Genomic DNA, 26,203 nt, shown 5'->3' with positions numbered 1-26,203 from the left:
TGCCATGAGCGAGTTCGTCCAGTACCTGGTGAACGGGCTGACGATCGGGGCGTTCCTCGCGCTGATCGCGCTCGGCTACTCGATGATCTACGGGGTGGTCCGGCTGATCAACTTCGCGCACGGCGACGTGTTCATGATCGGCGCGTTCGCCGGGTTCGGGACGCTGACCACGCTCGGGGTGACCGGCGGGATGGCGCTGCCCGCCGTCCTCGCCGCCGTCGCGGTCGGCGCGCTGACCACCGGCGTCGTCGGCACCGGGATCGCCAGGGCCGCCTACGTCCCGCTGCTGTCGTCGCCGCGGCTGGCGCTGCTGATCTCCGCGATCGGGGTGTCGCTGGCGCTGGAGGAGGGCGTCAAGGTGCTGACCCACGCCCGGTTCAAGTCCTACCCGAACGCGCTGGACGGCGGGCAGATCCTCAGCGGCGCCGTCCGCGTCACCTACGGCCAACTCGCCCTCGTCGTGCTGTCGGTCGTGCTGATGGCGGCGCTGTGGATGTTCGTCACGCGGACCGTGACCGGGACGGCGATGCGCGCCCTCGCGATGGACCGCGACGCCGCCCGGCTCCAGGGCGTCAACGTCGAGCGGCTGATCCTCGCCACGTTCTTCGTCGGCTCGCTGCTCGCCGGCGCGGCGGGCGTCATGTACGGGCTCTACTACGTGCAGATCAGCTTCGGGATGGGGTTCCTCATCGGGCTGCGCGCGTTCACCGCCGCCGTGCTCGGCGGCATCGGGAACCTGCCGGGGACGATGGTCGCGGGCGTGGCGATCGGGCTCGTCCAGTCGTTCTCCGCCGGGTACGTCTCGTCCCGCTGGACGGACGTCATCATCTTCGGCCTGCTCATCGCGGTGCTGGCGCTGAGACCGACCGGCCTGTTCGGCGAGCGCGTCGTGGAGCGCGCATGAGGCGGCGCGCGGGCGCGGAGGCGGCGGCCCGGCACGGCGGCTGGGCACGGCACGGCGGTTGGGCACGGTACGGCGGCTGGCCGCTGCTGATCGTGCTGGCGCTCGCCGCCGGGCAGGTCCTGGACGACTACGCGCTGACCGTCGCCGGCACGATCCTCATCTACGCGATCCTCGGCCTCGGGATCAACATCGTCGTCGGGTACGCGGGGCTGCTCGACCTCGGGTTCGCGGCGTTCTTCGCGATCGGCGCCTACACGGCCGGGCTGCTGATGCTGAAGCTCGAATGGGACTTCTGGCTGACGCTGCCCGCCGCGATCGCCGCCGCCGCGGTCGCCGGCGTGGTGATCGGGTATCCGACGCTGCGGCTGCGCAGCGACTACCTCGCGATCGTCACGCTCGGCTTCGGCGAGATCATCCGGATCACCGTGGTGAACCTGGAGGTCACCGGCGGCCCGAACGGGCTGACCGGCATCCCGCCGGTGGCGGTCGGCGGCCGGGAGATCGTCCTGCCGCAGGACTTCTTCCACCTGGCCCTCGCGTTCTTCGCCGTGGTGCTGGCCGCGACGGCGCTGCTGGCGCGGACGCGGCTGGCGTTCGCGTGGCGGGCGATCCGGGCCGACGACACCGCCGCCGAGGCGGTCGGCGTCCCGGCCCGGCGGGTGAAGCTGCTCGCCTACGTGCTCGGCGCCATGACCGGGGCCGTGGCGGGCCCGCTGAACGCCGCGCAGCTCGGCACCGTGGACCCGTCCAGCTTCACGTTCCTCACCTCGCTGATGATCCTGCTCGTGGTGATCATCGGCGGGATGGGCAGCCGGCCCGGCGTCATGGTCGGCGCGGTCGTGATCGTCGCGCTGCCGGAGGTGCTGCGGACCGTCCAGGAGTACCGGGGGCTGTTCTTCGCGCTGCTGCTCATCGTGATCGTGATCCTGCGCCCGCAGGGCGTGTGGCCGTACCGGCCGCGCCGGCTCCGGCTCCCGGCGGAGGCGGGCCCGGCGCCGGAGGCGCCGTCCGCCGCCGGGACGCTGCTGGAGGTGGACGGCCTGACCCGGGCGTTCGGCGGCGTCACGGCGGTGGAGGGGCTCGCGCTCCGCGCGGACGCCGGGCAGGTGGTGAGCGTGATCGGCCCGAACGGCGCGGGCAAGACGACGGCGTTCAACTGCATCACCGGGATGATCCGGCCGTCCGCCGGGTCCGTGGTGCTGGCCGGGCGGAGCGTGCGGGGCCTGGCCCCGCACCGGGTCGCCGCCGCCGGGCTCGCCCGCACGTTCCAGAGCATCCGGCTGTTCGAGGAGATGACGGTCGCGGAGAACGTCCTCATCGGCCGGTTCGCCCGCGACCGCGGCCTGCTGCGCCCGCCGTCGCGCGCCGACCTGGAGGCGGTGCGGCGCTGCCTGGACTTCACCGGCCTGCTGGACGTCGCCGACCGCCCGGCGGGCGGGCTCCCCTACGGCGGCCGGCGCCGGCTGGAGATCGCGCGGGCCCTCGCCGCCGAGCCCCGCGTCCTGCTGCTGGACGAGCCCGCGGCGGGCGCGAACCCGACCGAGAAGCGGGCGCTGATGGAGCTGATCGCCCGCATCGGCGCCCTTGGCACGGCGGTGGTGCTGATCGAGCACGACGTCGCGCTGGTCATGTCGATCTCCGACCGGGTGACGGTGCTGGAGCACGGCCGGGCCATCGCCGCCGGACCGCCCGCCGAGATCCGCGCGGACCCCCGGGTCATCGCCGCCTACCTCGGCGTCCCGGACGACCCGGAGACCGACCTCGTCACGGAGGTGCTGCGATGACGCTCCTGCGGGTGAGCGGCCTGCACAGCCGGTACGGGGCGGTGGAGGCGCTGGCGGGCGTCTCGTTCGAGGTCGGCGAGGGCGAGATCGTCGCGCTGCTCGGCAGCAACGGCGCCGGGAAGACCACCGCGCTGCGGACGGTCACGGGCCTGCACCGGGCCCGGTCGGGGCGCGTCGAGTTCGGCGGGCGGGACGTCACCAGGCTCGCCGCGCACCGGATCGTCGCGGCCGGGCTCGGGCACGTCCCGGAGGGCCGGCGGGTGTTCCCGGCGCTGAACGTCGCGGAGAACCTGCTGCTCGGCGGCTACCTGCGGCGCCGTGACCGGGCGGCGGTCGCGGCCCGCCGCGAGGAGGTGTACGCGATGTTCCCGCGCCTCGGCGAGCGGCGCGGGCAGCTCGCCGGGCTGCTGTCGGGCGGCGAGCAGCAGATGCTCGCGATCGGCCGGGCGCTGATGCTGCGGCCCCGGCTGCTGGCGCTGGACGAGCCGACGATGGGGCTGGCGCCGCAGACGGCGCAGCAGGTGCTGCGGGTCGTCCGGGACATCCGCGACCAGGGCACCACGATCCTGATCGTGGAGCAGAACGCGCACCAGACGCTGCGGCTCGCCGACCGCGCCTACGTCCTGGAGACCGGCCGGATCGTGCTCGACGGCCCGGCCTCGACGCTGGCGCGGGACGACCGGGTGAAGGCCGCCTACCTCGGCGGCGACCCGGTCATCGAGCCGACCTGACGAGGGCCTCGGCCGCGTCCTCGATCGCCTGCTCCGACAGCAGGACATGGGCCGCGGCGCCGCCCAGCGGGATGAAGCTGTCCTCGCTCGCGACCCTGGCCGCGCGCCCCTCGAACCCGGCGTCGGCGAGCGCCGCGAGGACGCCCTCGGAGACGCCGCCGGTGCGGCGCGTCTCGTCCGCGACCAGGACGGCTCCGGTGGCGCGCGCCTCGCGGAGCAGGTCCGCGACGGGCAGCGGGGCCAGCCACCGCAGGTCGAGCACCCGGCACGCCACGCCCCGGGCCGCGAGGCGCCGCGCGGCCCTCAGGCTCATCCGGACGCCGTTGGCGAACGTGGCGATGGTGAGGTCGCGGCCGTCCCCGTAGGTGCGGGCGCGGCCGAGCGGGACCGTCCCGCCGGCGGGGGCGAGCCAGCCGCCGTCGCCGTCCTCGTGCAGGTCGCGGACGTGGTAGAGCGCGATCGGCTCCAGCACGGCGCACACCCGGCCGTCCCGCTCGGCGGCGTCCGCGCAGGCGCGCAGCATCCCGGCGGCGTCGTCGGGCCGGGCGGGCGAGGCGATCACGAGGCCGGGGACGTCGCGGAGCGCGGCGACCGCGTTGTCGTTGTGGAAGTGGCCGCCGAACCCCTTCTGGTAGGCGTAGCCGGCGATCCGCACGACCATCGGGTTGCGGTACCGCCCGGACGAGAAGAACGGCAGCGTCGCCGCCTCGCCGCGGAGCTGGTCGGCGGCGTTGTGCAGGTACGCGAGGTACTGGATCTCCGGGACCGGCAGCATCCCGGCGAGTCCGAAGCCGAGCGCGAGGCCGAGGACCGACTGCTCGTCGAGGATCGTGTCGAACACCCGGGCCGCTCCCGCCCGCTTCATGAGCCCGCGCGTGACGCCGTAGACGCCGCCTTTGCGCGCGACGTCCTCGCCGAAGACGACCAGGCCCGGCCGCTCATCCAGCAGCGCGGCGAGCGTCCGGTTGATCGCCTGCGCCACCGTCACCGGCTCCCCTGCGGGGGGCCGCTCGCTCTGGGAGGGACCAGCGGTTCGGAGCGGTGCCATCACTTCGGCGGCGGACGAGAGGCGGGGCGCGTCGGCGGCCTTCTCCGCCAAGGCCATGACCTCGGCGCGCTTGGCCTCGTAAAGGTCGATGATCCCGGCGGGCGTCGCCGCTCCCAGGTCGACGAGGAGCCGCGCGGTCGCCAGGAGGGGGTCGCGGTCGAGGTCGGCGGCCAGTTCGGCGGGCGTCCGGTAGGACGACTCGACGTCGGAGCCGGCGTGGCCCATCAGCCGGACGGTGCGCAGGTGCAGGAACGCCGGACGGCGGTGCTCGCGCACGTACGCGGCGGCCTCGGCGGAGACGGCGAAGGCGTCGGCGAGGTCGCAGCCGTCGGCGTGGAAGTAGGCGAGGCCGGGGCGCGAGCCGTAGGCGGCGTGGATCCAGCCGGGAGCCGTGCGGACGCTGATGCCGAGGCCGTTGTCCTCGCAGACGAGGAGGAGCGGCAGCGGCAGCCCCTGGAACGCGCAGTTCACGGCCGCGTTGACGGCGCCCGCGGCGGTGGAGTGGTTGGCGGACGCGTCCCCGAAGCTGCACACGACGACGGCGTCGCGCGGCCACGGCGTCCCGAGGCCGAGGCGCGCGGCGCGTTCGACCGCGAACGCCAGGCCGAGCGCGCGCGGGAGGTGCGAGGCGATCGTGGACGTCTGCGGGATGACGTTCAGCGGGCGGCTGCCGAACACCTTGTGCCGTCCGCTGGCGATGGGCTCCTCGGCGGCGGCGACCACGCCGAGGAGCACGTCCCAGAGCGGAGTCTGGCCGGGGACCTGGCGTGCCCGCTCCAGGAAGAACGCACCGGACCGGTAGTGCAGCAGCGCCGGGTCGCCGGGGCGCAGCGCGGCGGCGACGGCGGCGTTGCCCTCGTGCCCGGACGAGCCGATCGTGTAGAAGCCGCTGCCCCGCGCCTGGAGCCACCGGGCCGCCAGGTCCAGGTGGCGGCTGCCGAGCTGGGCGTCGAACAGCTCCAGGCACCGGGCACCGCTCAGCGGGCCGGGCGCGGCGGGCGCCCCGGACGGCGCCAGGGACGCGGCCGCCTCCAGGAAGTGCGCGTCGGCGGGTTCGGGCATGCGTCGAGCATCGGCCCGGACGGCCCGCGAGCCCAGGCCCGCGAGCCCGCGAACCGGTTGGGACTTGGCCAAGGATCGCTTACCGCGCCCGCCCGGCGAGAGGCTCAGCCGGGCTTGGCCTCGCGGTAAGGAAGCCGCGCTCTGCCCGATCTTGGCGCGGCGCGGCGGCCCGTTCACGCTGGGACCGTGCTCTCCTCCGTCATCGGCGGCGCCCGGATCCCGGCGGGCCCGCGCGTGTACCGCTCCACCGACCCGTCCCGCACGTCCGAGACGGTCGCCGAGGTGTCCCTGGCGGACGCGGCCGACCTCGTCCGCGCCTGCCGCGCCGCCCGCGCCGCGCAGGACGCCTGGCGGGACGTGCCGCCGCCCGTCCGCGGGCAGGCCGTCGCCGCGCTCGGCCGGCTGGTCGAGGCCAACAAGGCGGCGCTGGCCCGCGTCGTCGTCCGCGAGGTCGGCAAGCCGTACGCCGAGGCCCTCGGCGAGGTCCAGGAGATCGCCGACACCTGCGCGTTCTTCCTCGGCGAGGGGCGGCGGCTGTACGGGCAGACCGTCCCGTCGGAGATGCCGGACAAGCAGCTGTTCACGTTCCGCGACCCGGTCGGCGTCGTCGCCGTCGTGACGGCCGGGAACTTCCCGGTCGCGGTGCCGTCCTGGTACATCGTCCCGGCGCTGCTCTGCGGGAACACGGTCGTATGGAAGCCCGCGGAGTACGCGGCGGCGTGCGCCGAGGCGTTCTCCGCGCTGCTCGCGCACGCCGGGCTCCCGGACGGCGTGCTCAACGTCGTGTACGCCGACGGCCCCGAGACGTTCGCCGGGCTGGAGCAGGCGCTGGGCGAGGGGCTCGTCGGCAAGGTCGGCTTCACCGGCTCCACGGAGGTCGGGTCGCGGATCGGGGAGCTGTGCGGGCGCCACCTCCAGACGCCGTGCCTGGAGCTCGGCGGCAAGAACCCGATGGTCGTCACCGAGGACGCGGACCTCCCGCTCGCCGTCGAGGGCGCGCTGTTCTCCGGGTTCGGGACGGCGGGGCAGCGGTGCACGTCCCTCGGCACGGCGATCGTCCACGAGTCGGTGCACGGCGAGTTCGTCCGGCTGCTGGACGCGGCGGTGCGGGCCGCGACCGTCGGCGACCCGGCGGGCGACGTGCTGTACGGCCCGCTGATCAGCGAGCGGTTCGCCGACGGGTTCGAGAAGACCCTCGGCTGGATCGGGCCTGGCCACACCCTGTACGGCTCGACCGGCACCGGGCGGATCACGGCGGCGAACCCGCGCGCGGGCTTCACCGGTGACGCCGCCGCGGGCCTGTACTACCACCCGGTGGTGGCGGACGGGGTCGGCCCCGGCGACGAGCTGTTCATGAACGAGACCTTCGGCCCGATCGTCGGCGTGGCGTCCTACCGCACGCTCGACGAGGCGATCGAGCTGGCGAACGCGCCCGGCTACGGCCTGTCCGCGTCCGTCTACACGACCGACCCGGCGAAGGTGTTCGCGTTCCGGCGGCGGATCTCGGCGGGGATGGTGAGCGTCAACAACTCCACGTCCGGCGCGGAGGCGCACCTGCCGTTCGGCGGGAACGGGCGCTCGGGCAACGGCAGCCGCCAGTCGGGCGCCTGGGTGCTGGACCAGTTCACCCGCTGGCAGTCGATGAACTGGGACTACTCGGGACGGCTGCAGAAGGCGCAGATGGACGTCGTGGAGATCGAGCCCGACCTCGGGTTCCGGCTCTAGGGGCGGCGCGTGGAGACCGAAGCGGAGGTCGTCGTCATCGGCGGCGGCGTGATGGGCACGAGCATCGCGTTCCACCTCGCCGAGGCGGGCGTGCGGGGCGTGGTGCTCGTGGAGCGGGACGAGCTGGGCTCCGGTTCGACGTGCAAGGCGGCGGGCGGGGTGCGGGCGCAGTTCTCCGACGAGGTCAACGTCCGGCTCGGCGCGCGCAGCCTGGAGGCGTTCGCCCGGTTCGGCGAACGCCCCGGCCAGGAGATCGACCTGCACCGGGTCGGGTACCTGTTCCTGCTGTCGCGGCCGGAGGACGTCGCGTCGTTCGAGCGCGGCGTCGCCCTCCAGAACGAGCTGGGCGTGCCCAGCCGCATGATCTCGGTCGCGGAGGCCCGCCGGCTGTCCCCGCTGATCAGCGCGGACGGGCTGCTGGCCGCCGCGTTCTCCCCCGACGACGGGCACTGCACGCCCGAGTCGGTCGTGCTCGGCTACGCGACCGGCGCGCGGCGGCACGGCGCGGCGATCCGCACGCACTGCGAGGTCCTCGGCATCGAGGCGGACGGCGGCGAGGTCACGGCGGTCGAGACGTCGCGGGGCCGCATCGCGACGTCCGCGGTCGTCTGCGCGGCCGGGCCCTGGTCGGCGGCGGTCGGCGCGATGGCGGGCGTCGCGCTGCCGGTGGAGCCGCTGCGGCGGCAGATCGTGTTCACCGAGCCGATGCCCGGCCTGCCGCGCCCGGTGCCGATGACGATCGACTTCGCCACCTCGTTCTACTTCCACGCCGAGGGCGCGGGGCTGATGCTCGGGATGTCGGACCCGGAGGAGACGCCGGGGTTCCGGCTCGGCCGCTCCGACGCGTGGCTGCCCCGGCTCACCGCGGCGATCGGCGCCCGCGCGCCCCGGCTCCTCGACGTCGGGCTGACCGGCGGCTGGGCGGGCCTCTACGAGGTCACCCCCGACCACAACGCGCTCATCGGCGAGGACGAGCACGTGTCCCGGTTCCTGTACGCGACGGGCTTCTCCGGCCACGGGTTCCTCCAGGGGCCGGCGGTCGGCGAGGTCGTCCGCGACCTGTACCTCGGCCGCGCGCCCTTCACCGACGTCTCCCCCCTGCACGCCGCGCGGTTCGCCGGCGACGCCCTCCGCCCGGAGGCCAACCGTGTCTGACGTGCTCGCGCTGATGGACGAATGGGGCCCCGAACGCGTCGTGTGCGTGTCCGACACCCGCACCGGGATGCGGGGCGTCCTCGTCATCGACAACACTGCCCGCGGGATGGGCAAGGGCGGCATGCGGATGAGCCCGGCGGTGACGGTCGCCGAGGTGGCGCGGCTGGCGCGCGTCATGACCTACAAGTGGGCGGGCGCCGACCTGTTCTTCGGCGGCGCGAAGGCCGGGATCATGGCCGACCCGGCGGCGCCCGACCGGGAGGCGGTGCTGCGGTCGTTCGTCCGCGCGCTGGCGCGGGAGATCCCGAGCCGGTACGTGGCGGGGCTCGACATGGGGCTCACCGAGCGGGACGCGGCGGTCGTCCAGGACGAGCTGGGCGACCGGGGCGCGGCGGTCGGCACCCCGCACGCCCTCGGCGGGATGCCCTACGACGAGCTCGGCGTCACCGGGTTCGGGGTCGCGGAGGCCGCCGACGCCGCCGCCCGGCACGCCGGGACGCCGCTGCGCGGCGCCCGCGCCGTGGTGCAGGGCTTCGGCGCCGTCGGGCACGCGGTGGCCAAGCGGCTGGACGAGCTGGGCGCGGCCGTCGTCGCGGTCTCGACGGTGCACGGCGCCCTGCACGACCCCGACGGCCTCGACGTCGGCCGGCTCCTGGCCCTGCGGGCGGAGGCGGGCGACGCGGCGGTGAAGGAGTACGGCGGCGGGCGGCTCCTGGACGTCGGCGCCGAGCTCCGCCTCCCCGCCGACGTCCTCGTCCCGGCCGCGCTGCAGGACGTCATCGACGCGCGCACCGCCGCGGACGTCCGGGCGAAGATCGTGGTGGAGGGCGCGAACCTGCCCACCGGCCCGGCCGCGCAGCGGGTCCTCGCCGCGCGCGGGATCACCGTCGTGCCCGACTTCGTGGCGAACGCGGGCGGGGTCGTCGCGGCCGGGTTCGCGATGGACGCCCGGTACTCCGCGTTCCGCCCCGACCCCGGCGCGGTGTTCGCGGCGGTCTCGGCGAAGATGCGGGAGAACACCGCGACGGTGCTCGCCGCCGCGCACGCGCACGGCACGACCACGCACGAGGCGGCGGTCGCGCTCGCGCAGGAGCGGGTCCGGGCCGCGATGGAGCTCAAGGGCCGGTGGCCCCGCTGATCTCCGCCTCGACGGAGCGGGCGACCTCGGTGAGGCCGCGCATGGCGTCCTTGACCAGCGGGTTGGTGTTGCTGGAGCGGCGCAGCACCGTCACGTGCCGGCGCGGGGCGCGGCGGCTGAGGCGCAGCATCCGCAGCCCCGGCGCGGGCACGCAGCCGAGCGCCGGGACGAGCGCGATGCCGAGGCCGCAGCCGACGAGCCCGCACACCACCGCGTAGTCGTTGCTGCGGAAGGCGATGTTGGGCGTGAACCCGGCGGTGCCGCACAGCCGCAGCAGCGCCCGCGCGCCGAAGCTGTCCGGGCGGCTCGCGATCCACGTCTCCGACCGCAGGTCCCGCAGCCGGACGGTCCGGCCGCCGGCGAGGGGGTGGTCGCCGGGCATGCACAGCACGAGGTTCTCGTCCATCACCGGCGTCTCCACGACCTGGTCGGGCCAGGTGCGCGGGAGCAGGTCGTACCGGTAGACGAGCTGGAGGTCGAGGTCGCCGTCGAGCAGTTCGGGCAGCAGCTCGTCCGGTTCGCCCTCCGACAGGGTGATCTCGATGCCGGGCCGGACCCGGGACAGCTCCGCCAGCACCCGCGGCAGGATGCGGGCGCTGGCGGTCGGGAAGCTGCCGAGCTGCAGCGCGCCGCGCTCGCCGCTGGCGACGGTGCGCAGCTCCCGCTCCAGCGTGGCGAGCGCCGACAGGACGTCGTTGCCCTTGCTGACCAGCAGGAACGCCGCGCTGGTCGGCCGGACGCTGCGGGCCCGGCGCTCGAACAGCACCAGGCCGCAGGCCCGCTCCAGCGCGGCGACCTGCTGGGACACGGCGGACGCGGTGTAGCCGAGGTTGCGGGCGGCGTCCGCGAAGGACCCGGTGCGGACGACCTCGCGCACCGTCTGGATGTGCAGGGGACTGATCATGGGCGCACCCCGTTCAGCTCCGTGTGAGCGTCGCCCCCGCCGACTCCTCCCGACCGTGTTATCCCCCTGGGGGGCGGCCCCCAGACCCCCGATGGTGACCGACCGCCGCCTTCCGCTCCGCCGGCGCTCCGTTCCAGGCGCCGGTCAGTCGTGTTTGGGCCTCTTGGCGACCAGCGTGAGCACGTCGTACTTGGCGACCGAGGCGCCCTCCTGGTTGGTGACGTCGGTGTCCCAGCGGACCTCGCCGTACTCGGCGCCCTCGCGCGGGCTGATCTGCTTGGCGGTGAGGGTGACGGTCAGCTCGTCGCCCGGCTTGACGGGGGTGAGGAAGCGCAGCCGCTCCAGGCCGTAGTTGGCGAGGACGGGGCCCGGCGCCGGCTCCACGAACAGCCCGGCCGCGAACGACACGACGAGGTACCCGTGCGCGACCCGGCCGCCGAAGAACGGGTTGGCCTTCGCGGCCTCCTCGTCGGTGTGGGCGTAGAAGGTGTCGCCGGTGAACTCGGCGAAGTGCTCGACGTCGTCGAGGGTGACGGTGCGGGGGCCGCCGACGGCGGTGTCGCCGACGCGCAGGTCCTCCAGGTACTTGCGGAACGGGTGCTCGTCGGTGACGGTGCGGTCGGTGCCGGGGACCCAGCGCCCGGTGATCGAGGTGAGCATCGCCGGGCCGGACTGGAGCGCGGTGCGCCGCATGTGGTGCACGACCCCGCGGATCCCGCCCAGCTCCTCGCCGCCCCCGGCGCGGCCGGGGCCGCCGTGGACGAGCGGCGGCAGCGGCGACCCGTGCCCGGTGGACTCCTTCGCGTCCTCGGCGTTCAGCACGAGCAGCCGCCCGTGCCAGGGCGCGAGGCCGAGGACGACGTCCCGGGCGAACTCCGCGTCGGCGGTGACCACCGACCCGGCGAGGCTGCCGCGGCCGCGCGCCGCCAGCTCGACCGCCGCCTCGGCGCCCTCGTACGGCAGCAGGGTGCTGACCGGCCCGAACGCCTCCACCTCGTGCGGCTCGGCGCGGCCGGTGTCGTCGGCGCGCAGCAGCACCGGGGACAGGAACGCGCCGCGCTCGGCGTCGGCGCCGACGACGTCGACGTGCTCCGGGTCGCCGAAGACGGTGCGGCCGGCGTCCATGAGGGCCTTCAGGGACCGCCGCACCTCCTCGCGCTGGTCGAGGGTGGCGAGGGCGCCCATCCGCACGTCCGGGTCGGCCGGGTTCCCGACCGTGACCTTCGCGAGCCGGTCGCGGACGGCCTCGGCCACGTCGTCGATGAGCGCGGCGGGGACGAGCGCGCGCCGGATGGCCGTGCACTTCTGGCCCGCCTTCACCGTCATCTCGGTGACGAGCTGGTCGGCGAACAGGTCGAACTCGCGGGTGCCGGGCGCCGCGTCCGGTCCGAGGATCGAGCAGTTCAGCGAGTCGGCCTCGGCGGTGAACCGCACCGAGTTGCCGACGATCGCGGGGTGGGTGCGCAGCAGCCGCGCGGTGGCCGCCGATCCGGTGAACGCGACGAGGTCCTGCTCGGTGAGGTGGTCGAGGAGGTCGCGCGGGGCGCCGCAGACCAGCTGCACCGCGCCCTCCGGCAGGATGCCGGACTCCACGACCAGCTCGATCAGCCGGGCGGTCAGGTAGGCGGTCTGGCTCGCCGGCTTGACCAGGCTCGGCACCCCGGCGAGGAACGCGGGCGCGAGCTTCTCCAGCGGCCCCCACACCGGGAAGTTGAAGGCGTTGATCTGCACCGCGACGCCGCGCGACGGGGTGCACAGGTGCTGGCCGACGAACGTGCCGCCCTTGCCGAGCGGTTCGACGTCGCCCTCGATCAGCACCTTGTCGTTCGGCAGCTCGCGCTTGCCCCGGCTGGCGTAGGCGAACAGGACGCCGATGCCGCCGTCCACGTCGAACCTCGCGTCGTTCAAGGTGGCGCCCGTCCGGGCCGACAACCCGTACAGCTCCTCGCGGTGCTCGCGAAGATGGGACGCCAGCGCCTTCAGCAGGGCGGCGCGCTGGTGGAACGTCAGCTCCCTCAGCACCGGGCCGCCGACCGCCCGCCCGTACTCCAGCGCTGCGCCCATGTCGACGCCCGCCGACGAGATCCGGGCGACCTCCTCGCCCGTGACGGCGTCGTGCAGCGGCGCCCCCTCGTCCTCCGGAGCACGCCATGAACCCGACACATAACTGCGCAGCACGACCACCGGGACCTCCTCGTCCATATCTCTGAGTCTTCTTGCCACCTACGAGCCTCGTTCACGCGTCGCAGAGATGACAGCCGAGAGCCGTTCCGTTTGTGTACTCGTGGGCGTTGTGAGGTGAATCAGAGGAACAATTCTTGTGGATCTGTTCCCCGGTTCACTACGCTGCCCCGCATGCCGCCGCACACCCGGATCACCGCCGAGCTGACCGCGCTGCGGGCCGCCGCCCGCGCCGGGATGATCGGCCCGATGCCGCCGCGCGCCCTCGCCGCGACGGCGCGCGCCATGCGCGCCTACGGGCCGCTCGGCGCCGCCACGGCGGTGCCCGCGCACCGCTTCCCCGGCCGGACCGGGCTGGTCGACGACCGCGGGAGCCTCACCTTCGGCGAGCTGGAGCACCGCTGCAACGCCCTCGCGAACGCCCTGCTCGCGCGCGGCACCGGCCCGGGGAGCACCGTCGGCATCCTGTGCCGCAACCACCGCGGCCTGCTGGAGGCGATGTCGGGCGCGGCGAAGACGGGCGCGTCCGTCCTGTTCCTCAACACCGACTTCGCCGCCCCGCAGCTCCGCGACGCGATGGCGCGCGAGGGCGTCACGGTCCTGCTGCACGACGACGAGTTCGCCCCGCTCGTGGACGGCCTGGACCTGCCGTGCTTCAGCGAGTCCGCCATGGAGGACCTCATCGGCGGCGCGGACGGGACGCCGCCGCCCGCCCCGTCCCGGCACGGCTCCATGGTCATCCTCACCAGCGGCACGTCGGGCCGGCCCAAGGGCGCCCCGCGCGCCCAGCCGCGGTCGCTGGCGCTGCCCGGCGGGATCCTGTCGAAGGTGCCGTTCCGCGCCGGGGAGTCGATGTTCGTCGGCCCGCCCCTGTTCCACGGGCTCGGCCTCACCTCGGCCCTCCTCGCGCTGGGGCTCGGGTCCACGCTGGTGCTGCGCCGCCGCTTCGACGCCGAGCAGGTGCTGGACGACCTGGAGGAGCACGGCTGCACCTCGTTCGTCGCCGTGCCGGTGATGCTCAGCCGCCTCCTGGCCGTGCCCGGCCTGCAGACCCGCGACCTGTCCCGGCTCAAGGTGATCATGACGGGCGGGGCGCGGCTGGACGCCGGGCTCGGCGGCCGCGTCCTCGCCGCGTTCGGGCCGTCCCTCTACAACTTCTACGGCTCCACCGAGGCGTCCTGCATCACGATCGCCACCCCCGACGACCTGGCCGCCGCGCCCGGCTGCGTCGGGCGCCCGCCCGCCGGCACGCGGGTCGCGGTCCTCGGCGCCGACGGCCGGCCCGTCCCGCCGGGCGCCGTCGGCCGGATCTTCGTCGACACCCCCGCCCGGTTCGGCGGCTACACCGGGGGCGGCGGCAAGGAGGAGGTCGGCGGGCTGATGGCCGTCGGCGACCTCGGGCACCTCGACGCCGCCGGCCGGCTGCACGTCGACGGCCGCGCCGACGACGTGATCGTGTCGGGCGGCGAGAACGTCCACCCGGGCGAGGTCGAGGACCTGCTCGCCGCGCACCCCGGCGTCGACGAGGCCGCGGTCGTCGGCGTCCCCGACGCCGAGTTCGGGCAGCGGCTGCGCGCCTACGTGGTGGCCCGCGGCCTCACCGAGGACGACCTCAGGGCCCACGTCGCCGCGAACCTCGCCCGCCACAAGGTCCCGCGCGAGGTGGTGTTCCTGGACGCCCTCCCCCGCAACCCGGCGGGCAAGGTCGTCAAGCGGGCCCTGGGATAATCGTCACCATGACTTATACGGCCGACGGCGGACGATACGAGCGGATTCCCTACCGGCGGTGCGGGCGCAGCGGTCTGCGGCTCCCCGCCATCTCGCTGGGGCTGTGGCACAACTTCGGCGACGACCGCCCCCTGGACGTCCAGCGGGCCATCCTGCGGCGCGCCTTCGACCTCGGCGTGACGCACTTCGACCTGGCGAACAACTACGGGCCGCCGTACGGGTCCGCCGAGACCAACTTCGGCCGGATCCTGCGCGAGGACCTCGCGCCGTACCGGGACGAGATCATCATCTCGACGAAGGCCGGCTACGACATGTGGCCCGGCCCCTACGGCGAGTGGGGGTCGCGCAAGTACCTGCTCGCGAGCCTCGACCAGTCGCTGCGCCGGATGGGCGTCGACTACGTGGACATCTTCTACAGCCACCGGTTCGACCCGGAGACGCCGCTGGAGGAGACGATGGGGGCGCTGGACCGGGCCGTCCGGTCCGGGAAGGCGCTGTACGCGGGCATCTCGTCCTACTCCCCCGAGCGCACGGCCGAGGCCGCCGCGATCCTGCGGGAGATGGGCACGCCGCTGCTGATCCACCAGCCGTCCTACTCGATGCTCAACCGCTGGATCGAGGGCGGGCTGCTCGACACGCTCGGCCGCGAGGGCGTCGGCTGCATCGCGTTCTCGCCGCTCGCGCAGGGCATGCTGACCGACAAGTACCTCGACGGGATCCCGGAGGGGTCGCGGGCCAGCCGGGGCACCTCGTTCGACGCCGGGCTGCTCAGCGAGGAGAACCTGCGGCACGTCCGGACGCTGAACGAGATCGCGAAGGGCCGCGGGCAGTCCCTCGCCCAGCTGGCGCTGGCCTGGTCGCTGCGGGACGGGCGGGTCACCTCCGCGCTGATCGGCGCGAGCAGCGTCCGGCAGCTGGAGGAGAACCTCGCCGCCCTGGACCGGCTCGACTTCACCGCGGACGAGCTGGCCGCGATCGACCGGGACGCCGTCGAGGCGGGCATCAACATCTGGGCGCAGTCCAGCGCCCACTGAGCGGCGCCCGCCGGGCGGGCCGGCGATCATGGTCCGGGCGCATCGACGCGCCTGGACCGGGCACGACCAGCCCATGGAAGAGATGATGCTGCGGAGCACCGCGTTCAACGACCACACGCTCATGCCGTCGGAATACTCGCACGACAGGGGGGACGTCTCGCCCCCGCTGGAGTGGTCGGAGCCCCCCGAGGAGGTCGTGGAGCTCGCGCTCGCCTGCGAGGACCCGGACGCCCCCGCCGGCACGTTCGCGCACTGGCTGCTCGCCGGGATCGACCCGGTGACGACCGGCCTGGAGGCCGGGGAGCGGCCCACCGGAGCCGTCGCCGGCCGCAACGACTACGGCACCGCCGGGTACGGCGGGCCGAAGCCGCCGGCCGGCGACGACCCGCACCGGTACTTCTTCCGGCTCTACGGGCTGTCGGAGCCGTCCGGGCTCCGCGCGGGGTTCACCGCGGAGGACCTGCGGGACGCCCTGCAGGAGAAGGTCGTGGCGGCGGGGACGCTCGTCGGCACGTTCGTGCGGTGACGCCGTGGGCACCCCCGATCGGCGGGACCCCGGTGAGGAGCCCGAGGAGGAGCCCGGCCGGGACGAGTACGAGCCGTACGGCCCCGAATGGCGCGGGCCCGGGTCGCACGGGCCCTACCCGCACGAGCAGCCGCGCGGCAGCGAGCCGCTGAACGCGCGCAGCCCGCTGCGGCTGCGGGCGATCCTGTCCGGCATCGCGCTGGTCGTCGCGGTCGCCGCCGCGATCCTGTTCGCGCTCGGGGCGCAGGCCGACGGCGACGGGGACTGGGCCGCCGCCGGGATCTGCGCGGCCGTCGCCGTCATCGCCGCGATCGACCTCGTGGTGATCGCCCGGCGCGCCCGGTCCTGACCCGCGCCCGGCCCTCTCCGGCGCGGTCAGTGCCCGTGCTCGGCGGCCTCCGGGTGGGCGAGCAGCCAGCCGATCCGCTCCCGGCTCTCCTCGTCGGTCGGCGTGTAGGCGACCAGCCGCGCACCGGGCGCGGCGCTGAGCTCCATGGCGGTGGTGCGGGTCCTGATCTCCCCGGCGACGGCGCGGTGCCGGAACACCTTCAGGGCCGAGTGCGCCAGGGCGACGTCGTGGGAGGCCCACAGCCGCGCGAACTCCGGGCTGACCCCCTGCAGCCGCCGGACCAGCTCCTTCCAGCCGGGCTCGTCGAGGTGGCGGCTGTAGCGGTGCCGGAACGTCGCGACGAGCCCGGGCGCCGTCTCCGCCACGTTCGCGACCGGGTTGCAGCACGGCGGCAGCGTGAACGACAGCCACATCGTGTTCCGCTCGCACGGCCGCGCGGTCACGACGGCCGGGAAGATCGCCGCGTAGGCGTCGTTCCAGGCGAGGATGTCGCAGCGGCCGTTGGCGACCGAGGCGGGCATGGGCGACAGGGCGTCCAGGATCGCCTGGACGTCCTCGGGCAGGGCGTCGGCGTCCTCCTCCGCCCCGGCCTCGGGGACGTCGGCGAGCCGGTACAGGTGCTCGCGCTCGGCGCCGTCGAGGCGCAGCGTGCGGGCCACCGCGTCCAGCACCTGCGTGCTCGCGTTGATGGGGCGGCCCTGCTCCAGCCACGTGTACCAGGTCACGCCGACCCCGGCGAGCTGCGCGACCTCCTCGCGGCGCAGGCCGGGGGTGCGGCGCCGGGGCCCGGGCGGCATGCCCACGTCCTCCGGCGTGATCCGCGCCCGCCGGCTGCGCAGGAACGCCGCCAGCTCGGTGCGTCGGCGGGGCCGCGCCCGGCCGCGTGCGGGGGCGGCGGGCCCGCGGGCCGTCGTCTCCGTGCTCGTCATCGTCACGTCCCCCAGACTGCCTCCGGCGCGCGGCCCGTTCCAGGTGCTGTCAGTACCAGTATCGGCAGGCTCTCGTTACCGGTACCGGCACGGGCCCACGCTTGCACACATGACACAGACAACCGATCTGCGGGGAGTTGTTCCCGAACGGGGGTCGCGGACCGGATCCGGCGGCGCGCTGCTCGCCGTCATCCTGCTCGGCCAGTTCATGGGGATCCTCGACGCGAGCATCGTCAACGTCGCGCTCCCGACGATGCGCACGGAACTGCACGCCTCCGGGGCTGGGCTGCAGCTCGTCGTCGCCGGGTTCATCGTCTCCTACGCCGTCCTCCTCATCACCGGGGCGCGGCTCGGCGCGCTCGGCGGCCACCGCCGCATGTTCCAGCTCGGCCTCGCCGGGTTCACGGCCGCGTCGCTGGCGTGCGGGCTGGCGCCGTCCACCGGGTGGCTCGTGGCGTTCCGGTTCCTGCAGGGCGCCACCGCCGCGCTGCTGACGCCGCAGGTGATGTCGATGATCCAGCGGAACTTCAGCGGCGCCGCGCGGGCCCGCGCGCTCGGCTACTACTCCGCCGTGATCGCGGGCGGCGTCGTGGTCGGGCAGGCGGCCGGGGGCCTGCTGGTCAGCGCCGACCTGTTCGGCACCGGCTGGCGGGGCGTCTTCCTGGTCAACGTGCCGATCGGGGTGGCGCTGCTGCTCGCCGGGCCGCGCGTGCTGCCCCGCGACGAGGCGCGGTCCGGCGCGGGGACGCGCGGGCGGCTGGACCTGCCGGGGCTGGTGACCCTCGCCGCCGCCGTGCTGCTGTTCGTCGTCCCGCTGATCATGGGCCACGAGCTGGGCTGGCCGGTGTGGGGCTGGGCGTCGCTGGCCGCGAGCCCGGTGCTGCTGGCCGCGTTCGTCGCGGTCGAGCGCCGCACGGGCGCGGCCGGGGGCCGGCCGCTGATCCCGGCGCGGGTGCTGCGCGCGCCGCTGCTCGTGCCGGCCTGCGTCGCGATCATGTTCGGGCCGGGCAGCTGGGCGGCGTTCCTGTTCACCACGACCCTGCACCTGCAGGGGGACCTGCGGATGTCGCCGCTGGAGTCGGGGCTGGCGTTCGTCCCGTGCGTGACGGCGTTCGCGCTCGTCGGGCTCAACTGGCGGCGGCTGCCGGCGCGCTGGCACCGCCGGGTGATCCCGGCCGGGTTCGCGGTCGCGGCGGCCGGCTACCTGTGCGTCGGCCCGCTGGCGGGCGGCGGCGCGGGCTACGAGGCGCTCACCGTCGTCATCGGGTTCGGCCTCGGCGTGATGCCGATCATCATGACGACCGCGCTCCAGCACGTCCCGGCGGAGGACGCCGCCGACGCCAGCGGGCTGCTGCTCACCCTGATGCAGCTGGCGCAGGTGATCGGCATCGCCACGGCCGGCACGCTGTTCCTCGGCCTGGCGGAGTCGAGCGGCTCCACCCGGCACGCCGAGTACGGCACCGGGTGGGCGCTCGCCGCCGCGACCCTCGCGGGCGCCGTGTGCGCGCTGTCGCTGGCCCGCGCCCGGGCCGCCGCGCGCGCCTGACCGCCGCTCAGTACCCGGCGAGCCGCGCCCGGGCGGCCTCGACGGCGGGCGGCACGGGGCGGCGGGCGCGGGCGACGGAGGGCAGCACGCGGGCGGCGGCGGCGAGGCCGGCCCGCCCGTCCCGGCTGGCGAGCGCGGACGCGGCCGTCCCGGCGACCGTGCGGAGCGGGCGGCGCAGCCACGCGGTGAGCAGCCGGTTGCGCACCTCCCGGCGGCGCCGCGCGGCCGGGTCGCGGCCCGTCCGGGACGGGTGGTGGTGCACGACGAGCTCCGGCACGTAGGCGAGGCCCCACCCGGCGGTGGCGAGGTCGAGCGCGAGCAGCTCCTCCTCCCCCGCGAAGTGCAGGACGTCGGAGAAGCCGCCGGCGTCGAGGAACGCGTCCCGGCGCACGACCGCCGAGCAGGCGAGGAAGCCGAGGACGGCCGGCCCGGGGAGCCCCGCCGGGCGGCCGAGCGGCGCCTCGGCCATCTGCGCGGAGACCGGTTCGAGCCGCTGCTGCGGCCCGACGAGGACGCGGGCGGCCAGCAGCGCCGTGCGCGGGTGCGCGTCGAGGATCTCCACGGCCCGCTCCAGCGCTCCCGGCGCCCACCAGGAGTCGTCGTCGGCGAAGGCGACGTAGCGGGTGCCGGCGCGCTCGGCGCCGGCGTTGCGGGCGGCGGCGCCCCGGTTGCGGGGCAGCCGCAGGACGGTGGCGCCGGCCTCCCGGGCGACGTCGGCGGTGCCGTCGGCGGAGGCGTTGTCGGCCACGATGACCGGCGCGGTGTGGTGGCGGAGGCTGCGGCGCAGCTCGGCGGCGCGGTCGCGGGTCGCCACCACGATCGTGACATCGGGCATGGGTGCTCCCTTCAGCTCACGTAGCGGCGGGCCGTGGACTCGCGCTGGGACGTCTCCAGGCTGCGCAGCCGGTCCTCGACGTCCGGCGGCAGCGTCCGGCGCTCGCGGGCCACCCAGCCGAGCCCGGCGGCGGCCTCGGCGAGCGCCCGGGCGGTGACGCGGTCGCGCGGCAGCGTGCGCAGCAGCCGGGCGGTGCGGCGGGCGGCGGCCCGGCGGCTCACCGCGCGCCGGACCAAGATCGCCGTGTTCAACCGGGTGCTCAGCCGGCTGCCCGTCCGGACCGGCCTGGCGGTCTTCGAGAGCCATCTCGGACGCCACTACTCCGACAACCCGAAGTACCTCTACCGGGAGCTGCGCGGGACGGGGCGGCCGATCACGGCGGTGTGGGCGTACGCGTCGTCCCCGAAGGGGTTCCCCACGGACGCCGTGCTCGTCCGCCGGGGCTCGTGGCGGTACTTCCTGGCGCTGGCGCGCGCCCAGTTCTGGGTGGACAACCAGGGCTTCCCCGAGGGCCTCCGCAAACGCCGTGAGACCACCTATATCCAGACCTGGCACGGCTCGGCCGTCAAGCCCATGGGCCTCGACCAGCCCCGCCTGAAGAGGGCCTCCGCCGGCGAGAGGGCCCGGCTGCGGCGGATGGTGGAGCGCTACGACTGCTTCCTGGTGCGCTCCGGGCACGACGTCGAGACGCTGTGCGCCGGCCTCGGGGTGCGCTCCGAGCTGCTCCCGGCCGGCTATCCCCGCAACGACCCCCTGGTCAACGGGGTGGACGGCGATCCGGAGCTGGCCTCCGAGGTCGCGGCGCTCCGCACGTCCCTCGGCCTGGACGACGGGCGCCGCGCCGTCCTGTACGCGCCGACCTTCTCCACCGGGCCGGACGGGCGCCCCGGCGGACTGCTGGAGCCGCCCATCGACCCCGAGGTGTTCGCGCGGGAGCTGGGGGAGCAGTACGTGCTGCTCGTCCGGCCCCACTACCTGTGCCGGGCCAACGTCCCGCCCGGCGCCCGCGCGGTCATGCGGGACGTCGGCGCGGTGCCCGACGCCACGCTCCTGCTGCTGCTCGCGGACGCCCTCGTCACCGACCACTCCTCGATCATGTTCGACTTCGCGCTGCTGGACCGGCCGATCGTCCTGCACCTCCCGGACGGCCGCGACCTCGCCCCCGGATACCTCGACCTGAACCGGGAAGGGCCCGGGCCGATCACCCGCACCGAGCGGGAACTCGTCGCCGCACTGGCCGGGCTGGACGCGGCCGAGGCCGTCCACGGCCCCCGGCGCCGCGCGTTCGCCGCGCGCTTCGGCGAGCACGACCGGGGCACCGCCGCCCGGACGGTGGCGGACCGCTACTTCCCGGCCGCACGGCCGGGCCGCAGGAGTGAACGCACGAGCCGCAGGGGGAGCAGCCATGGCCGCACCGCGTGACGTCTTCATCGTGTGCAACAACGCCGACGACATGGGCGGGCTGCAGCGCTGGGCGCACCACATGGCGCGCCTGCTGGCCGGGCGCGGGGACCGCGTCACCCTCGTGGGGATCACCCGCGGCGCGGAGCCGTACCACCACGACCGCGACGGCTCCTACGCCGTCGAGGTGCTGCACCGGGAATGGCGGGCTCCGGTGCTGGCGTGGCGGCCGAAGAGCACGCTGCAGAAACTGAACCCGGCGGCGCGCGCGCGGGATCTGCGGAGGACGGCGGCCCAGCGGCGCGGCGCCGGGCGCCTGTCGGAGCTGTTCGCCGCCGCCGGGCCCGGGGCGGTGGTGATCGTGGCGCAGGTGTGGGCGATGGAGTGGGTGCGGCTGGCCGACACGTCCGGGCTGCGGGTCGTGGCGATGAGCCACGAGTCGTACGAGGCCACCCGCAAGTCGACCCGGTACCGGAGGGTCAGGGAGCACTACGCCGGCGCGGACCGGATGCTGGTGCTGACGGCCGAGGACGCCGACGCCTGGGCCAGGGACGGCATGACCAACGTCGACCACATCCCGAATCCGCTGCATGTGACGCCGGCCGTCCACCCGACGCTGGACCTCCCGGTGGTCGCCTGCGTCGGGCGCCTGTCCCATGAGAAGGGCGTCGACCTGATGCTGGAGGCGTGGGAGGCGGTCCGCGCGCGCCATCCGGACTGGCGCCTCCACATCTACGGCGGCGGCCCCAAGGAGGCGGAACTGCGGGCGCGGGCGGACGCCACCGGGCTGGCGGGTTCCGTGGAGTTCCGGGGGGTGGTCACCGACGTCGAGCAGGCGCTGGTCGAGGCGTCGGTGCTCGCGCTGCCGTCGCGGGCGGAGGGCTTCCCGATGTCGGTGCTGGAGGCCATGGCGTACGGGCTGCCGACGGTGGCGTTCGACTGCGCGCCGGGCGTCCGCGCGCTGCTCGGGGCCGGGGAGGAGAGCGGCGTCCTGGTCGAGCCGGGCGACACGGCCGCGTTCGCCGCCGCGCTGGACCGCCTCATGGGGGACCCGGAGGAGCGCCGCGCCCTCGGTGCCGCGGCCCGGGCGTCGGTGCTGCGCTTCCACCCCGACGCCGTCCTCGCCCGCTGGGACCGGCTGTTCGACCTGCTGCACCGGGAGCCGCCGCCCGTGCCCGAGCGCGCGCCCGCGCCCGCCCGCGAGGCCGCGGCCGCGGCGGAACCCGCCCTGGGGAGAGATTCTTTCTAACAACTGTTTGGTAGAGTCCCTGGCGTGAAGCAGAACGAGTCGCCGGCGGACCGCGCGTTCCGCGCCGAGGTCCGCGACTGGCTCCAGACGAACCTCTCGGGCGAGTTCGCGCACGCCCGCGGACTCGGCGGACCCGGCCGCGAGCACGAGGCGTTCGAGGAGCGGCTGGCCTGGGAACGGCACATGGCCGCGGCCGGCTGGACGTGCGTCGGCTGGCCGCGCGAGTACGGCGGCCGCGGCGCCACCGTCGAGCAGCAGGTGATCTTCCACGAGGAGTACGCGCTCGCCGACGGCCCCGCCCGCGTCAACCACATCGGCGAGAACCTGCTCGGCCCCACGATCATCGCGTTCGGCACCGACGAGCAGCGCGCCCGGTTCCTCCCCCCGATCGTGGCGGTCGAGGAGCTGTGGTGCCAGGGCTACTCCGAGCCCGACGCCGGCTCCGACCTCGCCAACGTGCAGACCCGCGCCGAACTGTCCGGCGACCACTGGACGGTCAACGGCCAGAAGGTGTGGACGTCGCTCGCCCTCGAAGCCGACTGGTGCTTCGTCGTCTGCCGCACCGAGCCGGGCTCGTCCCGCCACAAGGGCCTGTCGTACCTGCTCGTCCCGATGCGGCAGGACGGCGTCGACATCCGGCCGATCATCCAGCTCACCGGCACCTCCGAGTTCAACGAGGTCTTCTTCGACGGCGCCCGCACCGACGCCGGCAACATCGTCGGCGCGCCCGGCGAGGGCTGGAAGATCGCGATGGCCACGCTCGGGTTCGAGCGCGGCGTCGCGACCCTCGGCCAGCAGGTCGGGTTCGCCCGCGAGTTCGAGGGCGTCGCCGACCTCGCCCGCCGCACCGGCGCCATCGACGACCCGCTGCTGCGCGACCGGCTCACCCGGTCCTACATGGGCCTGGAGATCATGCGGCTGAACGCGGTGCGGACCATGGCGGGCGTCGCCGCCGGCGCCCCCGGCCCCGAGTCGTCCATCTCCAAGCTCGTCTGGGGCACCTGGCACCGCGAGCTCGGCGAGTTGGCCATGGACGTCCTCGGCGCCGCCGGGCTTGTCGCCAATAGTGAGCCCTACGACCTCAACGACTGGCAGCGGCTGTTCCTGTTCTCCCGCTCCGACACGATCTACGCCGGGTCGAACGAGATCCAGCGCAACATCATCGCCGAGCGCGTGCTCGGGCTCCCGAGAGAGGCACGCGGATGACGCCCCCGCCCTACGTCCCCGGCCACGGCCTGCTGAAGGACCGCGCCGTCGTGATCACCGCCGCCGCCGGCGCCGGGATCGGCGGCGCCACCGCCCGCCGCTGCCTGGAGGAGGGCGCCCGCGTCCTGATCTCCGACACGCACGAGCGGCGGCTCACCGCCTCCGCGCAGGAACTGGAGAAGGAGTTCGGCGCCGACCGCGTCGCCGCGCTGCCCTGCGACGTCACCTCCGAGGAGCAGGTCCAGGCGCTGTACAGGCTCGCCGTCGAGCGCTACGGCCGCGTCGACGTCGCCGTCAACAACGCCGGGCTCGGCGGGACGGCCGACCTCGTCGACATGGCCGACGAGCAGTGGGACCGCGTCATCGACATCACCCTCAACGGCACCATGCGCTGCACCCGCGCCGCCCTGCGCACCATGCGCGACCAGGGCTCCGGCGTCATCGTCAACAACGCCTCCGTGATCGGCTGGCGGGCGCAGAAGGGCCAGTCCCACTACGCCGCCGCCAAGGCCGGCGTCATGGCCCTCACCCGCTGCGCCGCGCTGGAGGCCGCCGACCACGGCGTCCGGATCAACGCCGTGTCGCCGTCCCTCGCCATGCACCCGCACCTGGTGAAGGTCACGTCGGAGGAACTGCTGGACGAGCTGACGCGGCGCGAGGCGTTCGGGCGCTACGCGGAGCCGTGGGAGGTGGCCAACGTTATCGTCTTTCTGGCCAGCGACTACTCGTCCTACATGACGGGCGAGGTCGTCTCCGTCTCCTCCCAGCACGCATAGGAAAAAGATGAGTCCACGACGGCGCGACGCCGAGGGCACCGCCGCCGCCCGCGCGGAACGGCGGGCGGAACTGCTCGCCACGGCCGCGGAGGTGTTCGCCTCCCAGGGCTACTCCGCCACCACCGTCCGGAAGGTCGCCGACGCCGCCGGCATCCTCGGCGGCAGCCTCTACTACCACTTCGACTCCAAGGAGTCGATGGCCGACGAGATCCTCCGCACCTTCCTGGACGAGATGTGGGCGGGGTACGAGCAGGTCCTCGCGGCGGACCTCAACGCCCGCGACACCCTCGAGGCCATCGTCGCGCAGTCGTTCCGCTCGATAGACCGGCACCGGCCCGCCGTCGTCCTCTACCAGAACGAGTCCAAGCACCTCGCGACCAGCGAGCGGTTCCACTACCTGCTCGACTCGCAGCGCCGGTTCGAGGAGATGTGGCTGTCCCTGCTCGACCGGGGCGTCAAGGAGGGCGCCTTCCGCGCCGACCTCGACCGCACCCTCGTCTACCGGTTCATCCGCGACACCGTGTGGGTCGCGGCGAACTGGTACCAGCACGGCGGCCGGCTGTCCGCCGACGACATCGCCAAGCAGTACCTCGCCATGTTCCTCGAAGGCATCCAGGCGAGCTAGCCCCCGTACGAAGGAGAAGACCATGGCCGAGGCGTACATCGTCGACGCAGTCCGGGCCCCGGTGGGCCGGCGCAACGGCGGGCTCGCCGGCGCGCACCCCGCCGACCTCGGCGCGCACGTCCTCACCGCGCTCATGGACCGGACGAAGATCGACCCGGCCGCCGTCGAGGACGTCGTGTTCGGCTGCGTCGACACCATCGGCCCGCAGGCCGGCGACATCGCCCGCACCTGCTGGCTCGCCGCCGGGCTCCCCGAAGAGGTCCCCGGCGTCACCGTCGACCGGCAGTGCGGCTCGTCCCAGCAGGCCGTGCACTTCGCCGCGCAGGCCGTCCTGTCCGGGACGTCCGACCTGGTCGTGGCGGGCGGCGTGCAGAACATGTCGCAGATCCCGATCGCGTCCGCGATGACCGCCGCCGCGCCGCTCGGCTTCACCGAGGGCCCCTTCGCCGGCTCCAAGGGCTGGACGCGCCGCTACGGCGACCAGGAGGTCTCCCAGTTCCACGGCGCCGAGATGATCGCCCGCGACTGGGACCTGTCCCGCGAGGACATGGAGCGCTTCGCCTACGAGTCGCACCAGCGCGCCATCCGCGCCATCGATGAGGGCCGCTTCGAACGCGAGATCGCCCCCTACGAGGGCGTCGCCACCGACGAGGGCCCCCGCCGCGACACCACGCTGGAGAAGATGGCCGGCCTGAAGACCCTCGTGGACGGCGGGCGCCTCACCGCCGCCGTGTCGTCCCAGATCTCCGACGGCTCCGCCGCCCTGCTCATCGCCTCCGAGCAGGCCGTCAAGGACCACGGCCTCACCCCGCGCGCCCGCATCCACCACATCTCCGCGCGCGGCGAGGACCCCGTCCGGATGCTGTCCGCGCCGATCCCCGCCACCGCCTACGCCTTCAAGAAGACCGGCATGACGATGGACGACATCGACGCCGTCGAGATCAACGAGGCGTTCGCGTCCGTCGTCCTCGCCTGGCTGAAGGAGACCGGCGCCGACCCGGCGAAGGTCAACCCCAACGGCGGCGCCATCGCCCTCGGCCACCCCCTCGGCGCCACCGGCGCCCGCCTCATGACCACCCTCCTGCACGAACTGGACCGCACCGGCGGCCGCTACGGCCTCCAGACGATGTGCGAGGGCGGCGGCCAGGCGAACGTGACCATCATCGAGAGGTTGTGACTCCCAGGGGGCAACCCCCTGGAACCCCCGTTACGGGCGGGAGGCTGTTTCACCGATCCGCTGGCGCGTCTCGGTGAAACAGCCTCCCGCCCGGCGGGTCGGGCGGGGGGGGCGGGGGCGGGGCGGGCGGCGGCGGGCGCCGCCCCCCCCGCGCGGGGGGGGGGGGCGGGCGGCGCCGGGGGGGGGGAGA

At 74.9% G+C, this 26,203-nt stretch carries 23 protein-coding genes; 17 read left to right on the top strand and 6 right to left on the bottom strand.

From position 1 onward, the window contains the following. Nucleotides 1-4 precede the first annotated feature (4 nt). The 3 genes from AB0K34_RS33910 to AB0K34_RS33900 are packed head-to-tail and all read left to right on the top strand — an operon-like array spanning nucleotide 5 to nucleotide 3,419. Nucleotides 5-904 (top strand): branched-chain amino acid ABC transporter permease, encoded by a 900-nt coding sequence (locus AB0K34_RS33910; protein WP_138637050.1) that lies wholly within the window; start codon nucleotides 5-7, stop codon nucleotides 902-904. Next, nucleotides 901-2,688, top strand: a complete 1,788-nt coding sequence (locus AB0K34_RS33905; protein ID WP_138637051.1) for a branched-chain amino acid ABC transporter ATP-binding protein/permease — start codon at nucleotides 901-903, stop codon at nucleotides 2,686-2,688. The genes AB0K34_RS33910 and AB0K34_RS33905 overlap by 4 nt, the downstream gene beginning before the upstream one ends. Further along, a complete protein-coding gene (locus AB0K34_RS33900; RefSeq protein ID WP_138637052.1) occupies nucleotides 2,685-3,419 on the top strand; it encodes an ABC transporter ATP-binding protein in 735 nt (244 codons plus the stop codon). The genes AB0K34_RS33905 and AB0K34_RS33900 overlap by 4 nt, the downstream gene beginning before the upstream one ends. Here the strand turns inward: AB0K34_RS33900 and AB0K34_RS33895 are convergent. Continuing rightward, nucleotides 3,403-5,529, bottom strand: a complete 2,127-nt coding sequence (locus AB0K34_RS33895) for a thiamine pyrophosphate-dependent enzyme (RefSeq protein ID WP_138637053.1) — start codon at nucleotides 5,527-5,529, stop codon at nucleotides 3,403-3,405. The genes AB0K34_RS33900 and AB0K34_RS33895 overlap by 17 nt on opposite strands. Nucleotides 5,530-5,715: 186 nt before the next feature. On the opposite strand from AB0K34_RS33895, the gene AB0K34_RS33890 reads away from it, so the two are divergent. The 3 genes from AB0K34_RS33890 to AB0K34_RS33880 are packed head-to-tail and all read left to right on the top strand — an operon-like array spanning nucleotide 5,716 to nucleotide 9,547. Beyond that, nucleotides 5,716-7,254: an aldehyde dehydrogenase family protein gene (locus tag AB0K34_RS33890; protein WP_364553032.1), complete on the top strand. Its 1,539-nt coding sequence runs from the start codon at nucleotides 5,716-5,718 to the stop codon at nucleotides 7,252-7,254. A gap of 9 nt (nucleotides 7,255-7,263) precedes the next feature. After that, entirely contained in the window at nucleotides 7,264-8,409 is a 1,146-nt protein-coding gene (locus AB0K34_RS33885; protein WP_364553030.1) for an FAD-binding oxidoreductase, read from the top strand. Next, on the top strand, nucleotides 8,402-9,547 hold the full coding sequence (locus AB0K34_RS33880; RefSeq protein ID WP_364553029.1) for a Glu/Leu/Phe/Val dehydrogenase dimerization domain-containing protein: 1,146 nt from the start codon (nucleotides 8,402-8,404) through the stop codon (nucleotides 9,545-9,547). The genes AB0K34_RS33885 and AB0K34_RS33880 overlap by 8 nt, the downstream gene beginning before the upstream one ends. Here the strand turns inward: AB0K34_RS33880 and AB0K34_RS33875 are convergent. Together AB0K34_RS33875 and paaZ are read right to left on the bottom strand one after the other, a co-directional pair. After that, on the bottom strand, nucleotides 9,525-10,451 hold the full coding sequence (locus AB0K34_RS33875) for a LysR family transcriptional regulator (RefSeq protein WP_138637057.1): 927 nt from the start codon (nucleotides 10,449-10,451) through the stop codon (nucleotides 9,525-9,527). The genes AB0K34_RS33880 and AB0K34_RS33875 overlap by 23 nt on opposite strands. Nucleotides 10,452-10,595: 144 nt before the next feature. Beyond that, nucleotides 10,596-12,653, bottom strand: a complete 2,058-nt coding sequence (gene paaZ / locus AB0K34_RS33870) for a phenylacetic acid degradation bifunctional protein PaaZ (protein ID WP_364553028.1) — start codon at nucleotides 12,651-12,653, stop codon at nucleotides 10,596-10,598. A gap of 153 nt (nucleotides 12,654-12,806) precedes the next feature. Here paaZ and AB0K34_RS33865 point away from each other — a divergent pair, with 153 nt between their 5' ends. The 4 genes from AB0K34_RS33865 to AB0K34_RS33850 all read left to right on the top strand — a co-directional run bounded on the left by AB0K34_RS33865 (nucleotide 12,807) and on the right by AB0K34_RS33850 (nucleotide 16,269). Then, nucleotides 12,807-14,360, top strand: a complete 1,554-nt coding sequence (locus AB0K34_RS33865) for an AMP-binding protein (protein WP_364553027.1) — start codon at nucleotides 12,807-12,809, stop codon at nucleotides 14,358-14,360. Between the two features lie 8 nt (nucleotides 14,361-14,368). Next, the gene (gene mgrA / locus AB0K34_RS33860; RefSeq protein ID WP_364553026.1) at nucleotides 14,369-15,394 is read left to right on the top strand and encodes an L-glyceraldehyde 3-phosphate reductase; all 1,026 of its coding nucleotides are present in this window, start codon (nucleotides 14,369-14,371) and stop codon (nucleotides 15,392-15,394) included. A 73-nt stretch (nucleotides 15,395-15,467) separates the two neighbouring features. Next, a complete protein-coding gene (locus tag AB0K34_RS33855) occupies nucleotides 15,468-15,920 on the top strand; it encodes a YbhB/YbcL family Raf kinase inhibitor-like protein (protein WP_138637060.1) in 453 nt (150 codons plus the stop codon). Nucleotides 15,921-15,924: 4 nt separating this feature from the next. Further along, a complete protein-coding gene (locus AB0K34_RS33850; protein WP_205719281.1) occupies nucleotides 15,925-16,269 on the top strand; it encodes a DUF6343 family protein in 345 nt (114 codons plus the stop codon). A gap of 26 nt (nucleotides 16,270-16,295) precedes the next feature. Here the strand turns inward: AB0K34_RS33850 and AB0K34_RS33845 are convergent, their stop codons facing one another. Then, nucleotides 16,296-17,198, bottom strand: a complete 903-nt coding sequence (locus AB0K34_RS33845; protein ID WP_138637061.1) for a helix-turn-helix transcriptional regulator — start codon at nucleotides 17,196-17,198, stop codon at nucleotides 16,296-16,298. 109 nt (nucleotides 17,199-17,307) lie between these two features. Here AB0K34_RS33845 and AB0K34_RS33840 point away from each other — a divergent pair, with 109 nt between their 5' ends. Then, on the top strand, nucleotides 17,308-18,744 hold the full coding sequence (locus AB0K34_RS33840; protein ID WP_138637062.1) for an MFS transporter: 1,437 nt from the start codon (nucleotides 17,308-17,310) through the stop codon (nucleotides 18,742-18,744). Between the two features lie 7 nt (nucleotides 18,745-18,751). On the opposite strand, the gene AB0K34_RS33835 is transcribed toward AB0K34_RS33840, so the two are convergent. Then, complete coding sequence (locus AB0K34_RS33835; RefSeq protein ID WP_364553025.1) at nucleotides 18,752-19,579, bottom strand: glycosyltransferase; 828 nt, start codon at nucleotides 19,577-19,579, stop codon at nucleotides 18,752-18,754. Nucleotides 19,580-19,590: 11 nt separating this feature from the next. Beyond that, nucleotides 19,591-19,830 carry a hypothetical protein gene (locus AB0K34_RS33830; RefSeq protein ID WP_364553024.1) on the bottom strand — a complete coding sequence of 80 codons (240 nt, stop codon included), beginning with the start codon at nucleotides 19,828-19,830 and terminating at the stop codon, nucleotides 19,591-19,593. On the opposite strand from AB0K34_RS33830, the gene AB0K34_RS33825 reads away from it, so the two are divergent. The 6 genes from AB0K34_RS33825 to AB0K34_RS33800 are packed head-to-tail and all read left to right on the top strand — an operon-like array spanning nucleotide 19,823 to nucleotide 26,013. Continuing rightward, on the top strand, nucleotides 19,823-21,001 hold the full coding sequence (locus tag AB0K34_RS33825; RefSeq protein WP_364553022.1) for a CDP-glycerol glycerophosphotransferase family protein: 1,179 nt from the start codon (nucleotides 19,823-19,825) through the stop codon (nucleotides 20,999-21,001). The genes AB0K34_RS33830 and AB0K34_RS33825 overlap by 8 nt on opposite strands. Next, entirely contained in the window at nucleotides 20,985-22,229 is a 1,245-nt protein-coding gene (locus AB0K34_RS33820; RefSeq protein WP_364553021.1) for a glycosyltransferase, read from the top strand. The genes AB0K34_RS33825 and AB0K34_RS33820 overlap by 17 nt, the downstream gene beginning before the upstream one ends. Before the next feature lie 24 nt (nucleotides 22,230-22,253). Continuing rightward, the gene (locus AB0K34_RS33815) at nucleotides 22,254-23,435 is read left to right on the top strand and encodes an acyl-CoA dehydrogenase family protein (RefSeq protein WP_364553019.1); all 1,182 of its coding nucleotides are present in this window, start codon (nucleotides 22,254-22,256) and stop codon (nucleotides 23,433-23,435) included. Next, complete coding sequence (locus AB0K34_RS33810) at nucleotides 23,432-24,211, top strand: SDR family oxidoreductase (RefSeq protein ID WP_364553018.1); 780 nt, start codon at nucleotides 23,432-23,434, stop codon at nucleotides 24,209-24,211. Before AB0K34_RS33815 ends, AB0K34_RS33810 begins: the two co-directional genes overlap by 4 nt. A gap of 7 nt (nucleotides 24,212-24,218) precedes the next feature. After that, the gene (locus tag AB0K34_RS33805) at nucleotides 24,219-24,836 is read left to right on the top strand and encodes a TetR/AcrR family transcriptional regulator (RefSeq protein ID WP_138641426.1); all 618 of its coding nucleotides are present in this window, start codon (nucleotides 24,219-24,221) and stop codon (nucleotides 24,834-24,836) included. Nucleotides 24,837-24,858: 22 nt separating this feature from the next. After that, nucleotides 24,859-26,013 carry an acetyl-CoA C-acetyltransferase gene (locus AB0K34_RS33800; RefSeq protein ID WP_364553017.1) on the top strand — a complete coding sequence of 385 codons (1,155 nt, stop codon included), beginning with the start codon at nucleotides 24,859-24,861 and terminating at the stop codon, nucleotides 26,011-26,013. The last annotated feature ends 190 nt before the right edge of the window (nucleotides 26,014-26,203 follow it).

It is taken from the genome of Actinomadura sp. NPDC049382 (assembly GCF_040677125.1).
Taxonomy (GTDB): Bacteria; Actinomycetota; Actinomycetes; order Streptosporangiales; family Streptosporangiaceae; genus Spirillospora; species Spirillospora geliboluensis.
The sequence above is the reverse complement of the archived record's forward strand: the minus strand, read 5'-3'. Positions and strand labels throughout refer to the sequence as shown.

Excerpts from the sequence above, each read along its gene's own strand:
- AB0K34_RS33905 (WP_138637051.1), top strand. The coding sequence starts at position 901 with ATGAGGCGGCGCGCGGGCGCGGAGGCGGCGGCCCGGCACGGCGGCTGG.
- AB0K34_RS33875 (WP_138637057.1), bottom strand. The coding sequence starts at position 10,451 with ATGATCAGTCCCCTGCACATCCAGACGGTGCGCGAGGTCGTCCGCACC.
- mgrA (WP_364553026.1), top strand. The coding sequence starts at position 14,369 with ATGACTTATACGGCCGACGGCGGACGATACGAGCGGATTCCCTACCGG.
- AB0K34_RS33845 (WP_138637061.1), bottom strand. The coding sequence starts at position 17,198 with ATGACGAGCACGGAGACGACGGCCCGCGGGCCCGCCGCCCCCGCACGC.
- AB0K34_RS33820 (WP_364553021.1), top strand. The coding sequence starts at position 20,985 with ATGGCCGCACCGCGTGACGTCTTCATCGTGTGCAACAACGCCGACGAC.
- AB0K34_RS33805 (WP_138641426.1), top strand. The coding sequence starts at position 24,219 with ATGAGTCCACGACGGCGCGACGCCGAGGGCACCGCCGCCGCCCGCGCG.
- AB0K34_RS33855 (WP_138637060.1), top strand. The coding sequence starts at position 15,468 with ATGGAAGAGATGATGCTGCGGAGCACCGCGTTCAACGACCACACGCTC.
- AB0K34_RS33835 (WP_364553025.1), bottom strand. The coding sequence starts at position 19,579 with ATGCCCGATGTCACGATCGTGGTGGCGACCCGCGACCGCGCCGCCGAG.
- AB0K34_RS33800 (WP_364553017.1), top strand. The coding sequence starts at position 24,859 with ATGGCCGAGGCGTACATCGTCGACGCAGTCCGGGCCCCGGTGGGCCGG.
- AB0K34_RS33900 (WP_138637052.1), top strand. The coding sequence starts at position 2,685 with ATGACGCTCCTGCGGGTGAGCGGCCTGCACAGCCGGTACGGGGCGGTG.
- AB0K34_RS33910 (WP_138637050.1), top strand. The coding sequence starts at position 5 with ATGAGCGAGTTCGTCCAGTACCTGGTGAACGGGCTGACGATCGGGGCG.
- AB0K34_RS33895 (WP_138637053.1), bottom strand. The coding sequence starts at position 5,529 with ATGCCCGAACCCGCCGACGCGCACTTCCTGGAGGCGGCCGCGTCCCTG.
- AB0K34_RS33840 (WP_138637062.1), top strand. The coding sequence starts at position 17,308 with ATGACACAGACAACCGATCTGCGGGGAGTTGTTCCCGAACGGGGGTCG.
- AB0K34_RS33810 (WP_364553018.1), top strand. The coding sequence starts at position 23,432 with ATGACGCCCCCGCCCTACGTCCCCGGCCACGGCCTGCTGAAGGACCGC.
- paaZ (WP_364553028.1), bottom strand. The coding sequence starts at position 12,653 with ATGGACGAGGAGGTCCCGGTGGTCGTGCTGCGCAGTTATGTGTCGGGT.
- AB0K34_RS33865 (WP_364553027.1), top strand. The coding sequence starts at position 12,807 with ATGCCGCCGCACACCCGGATCACCGCCGAGCTGACCGCGCTGCGGGCC.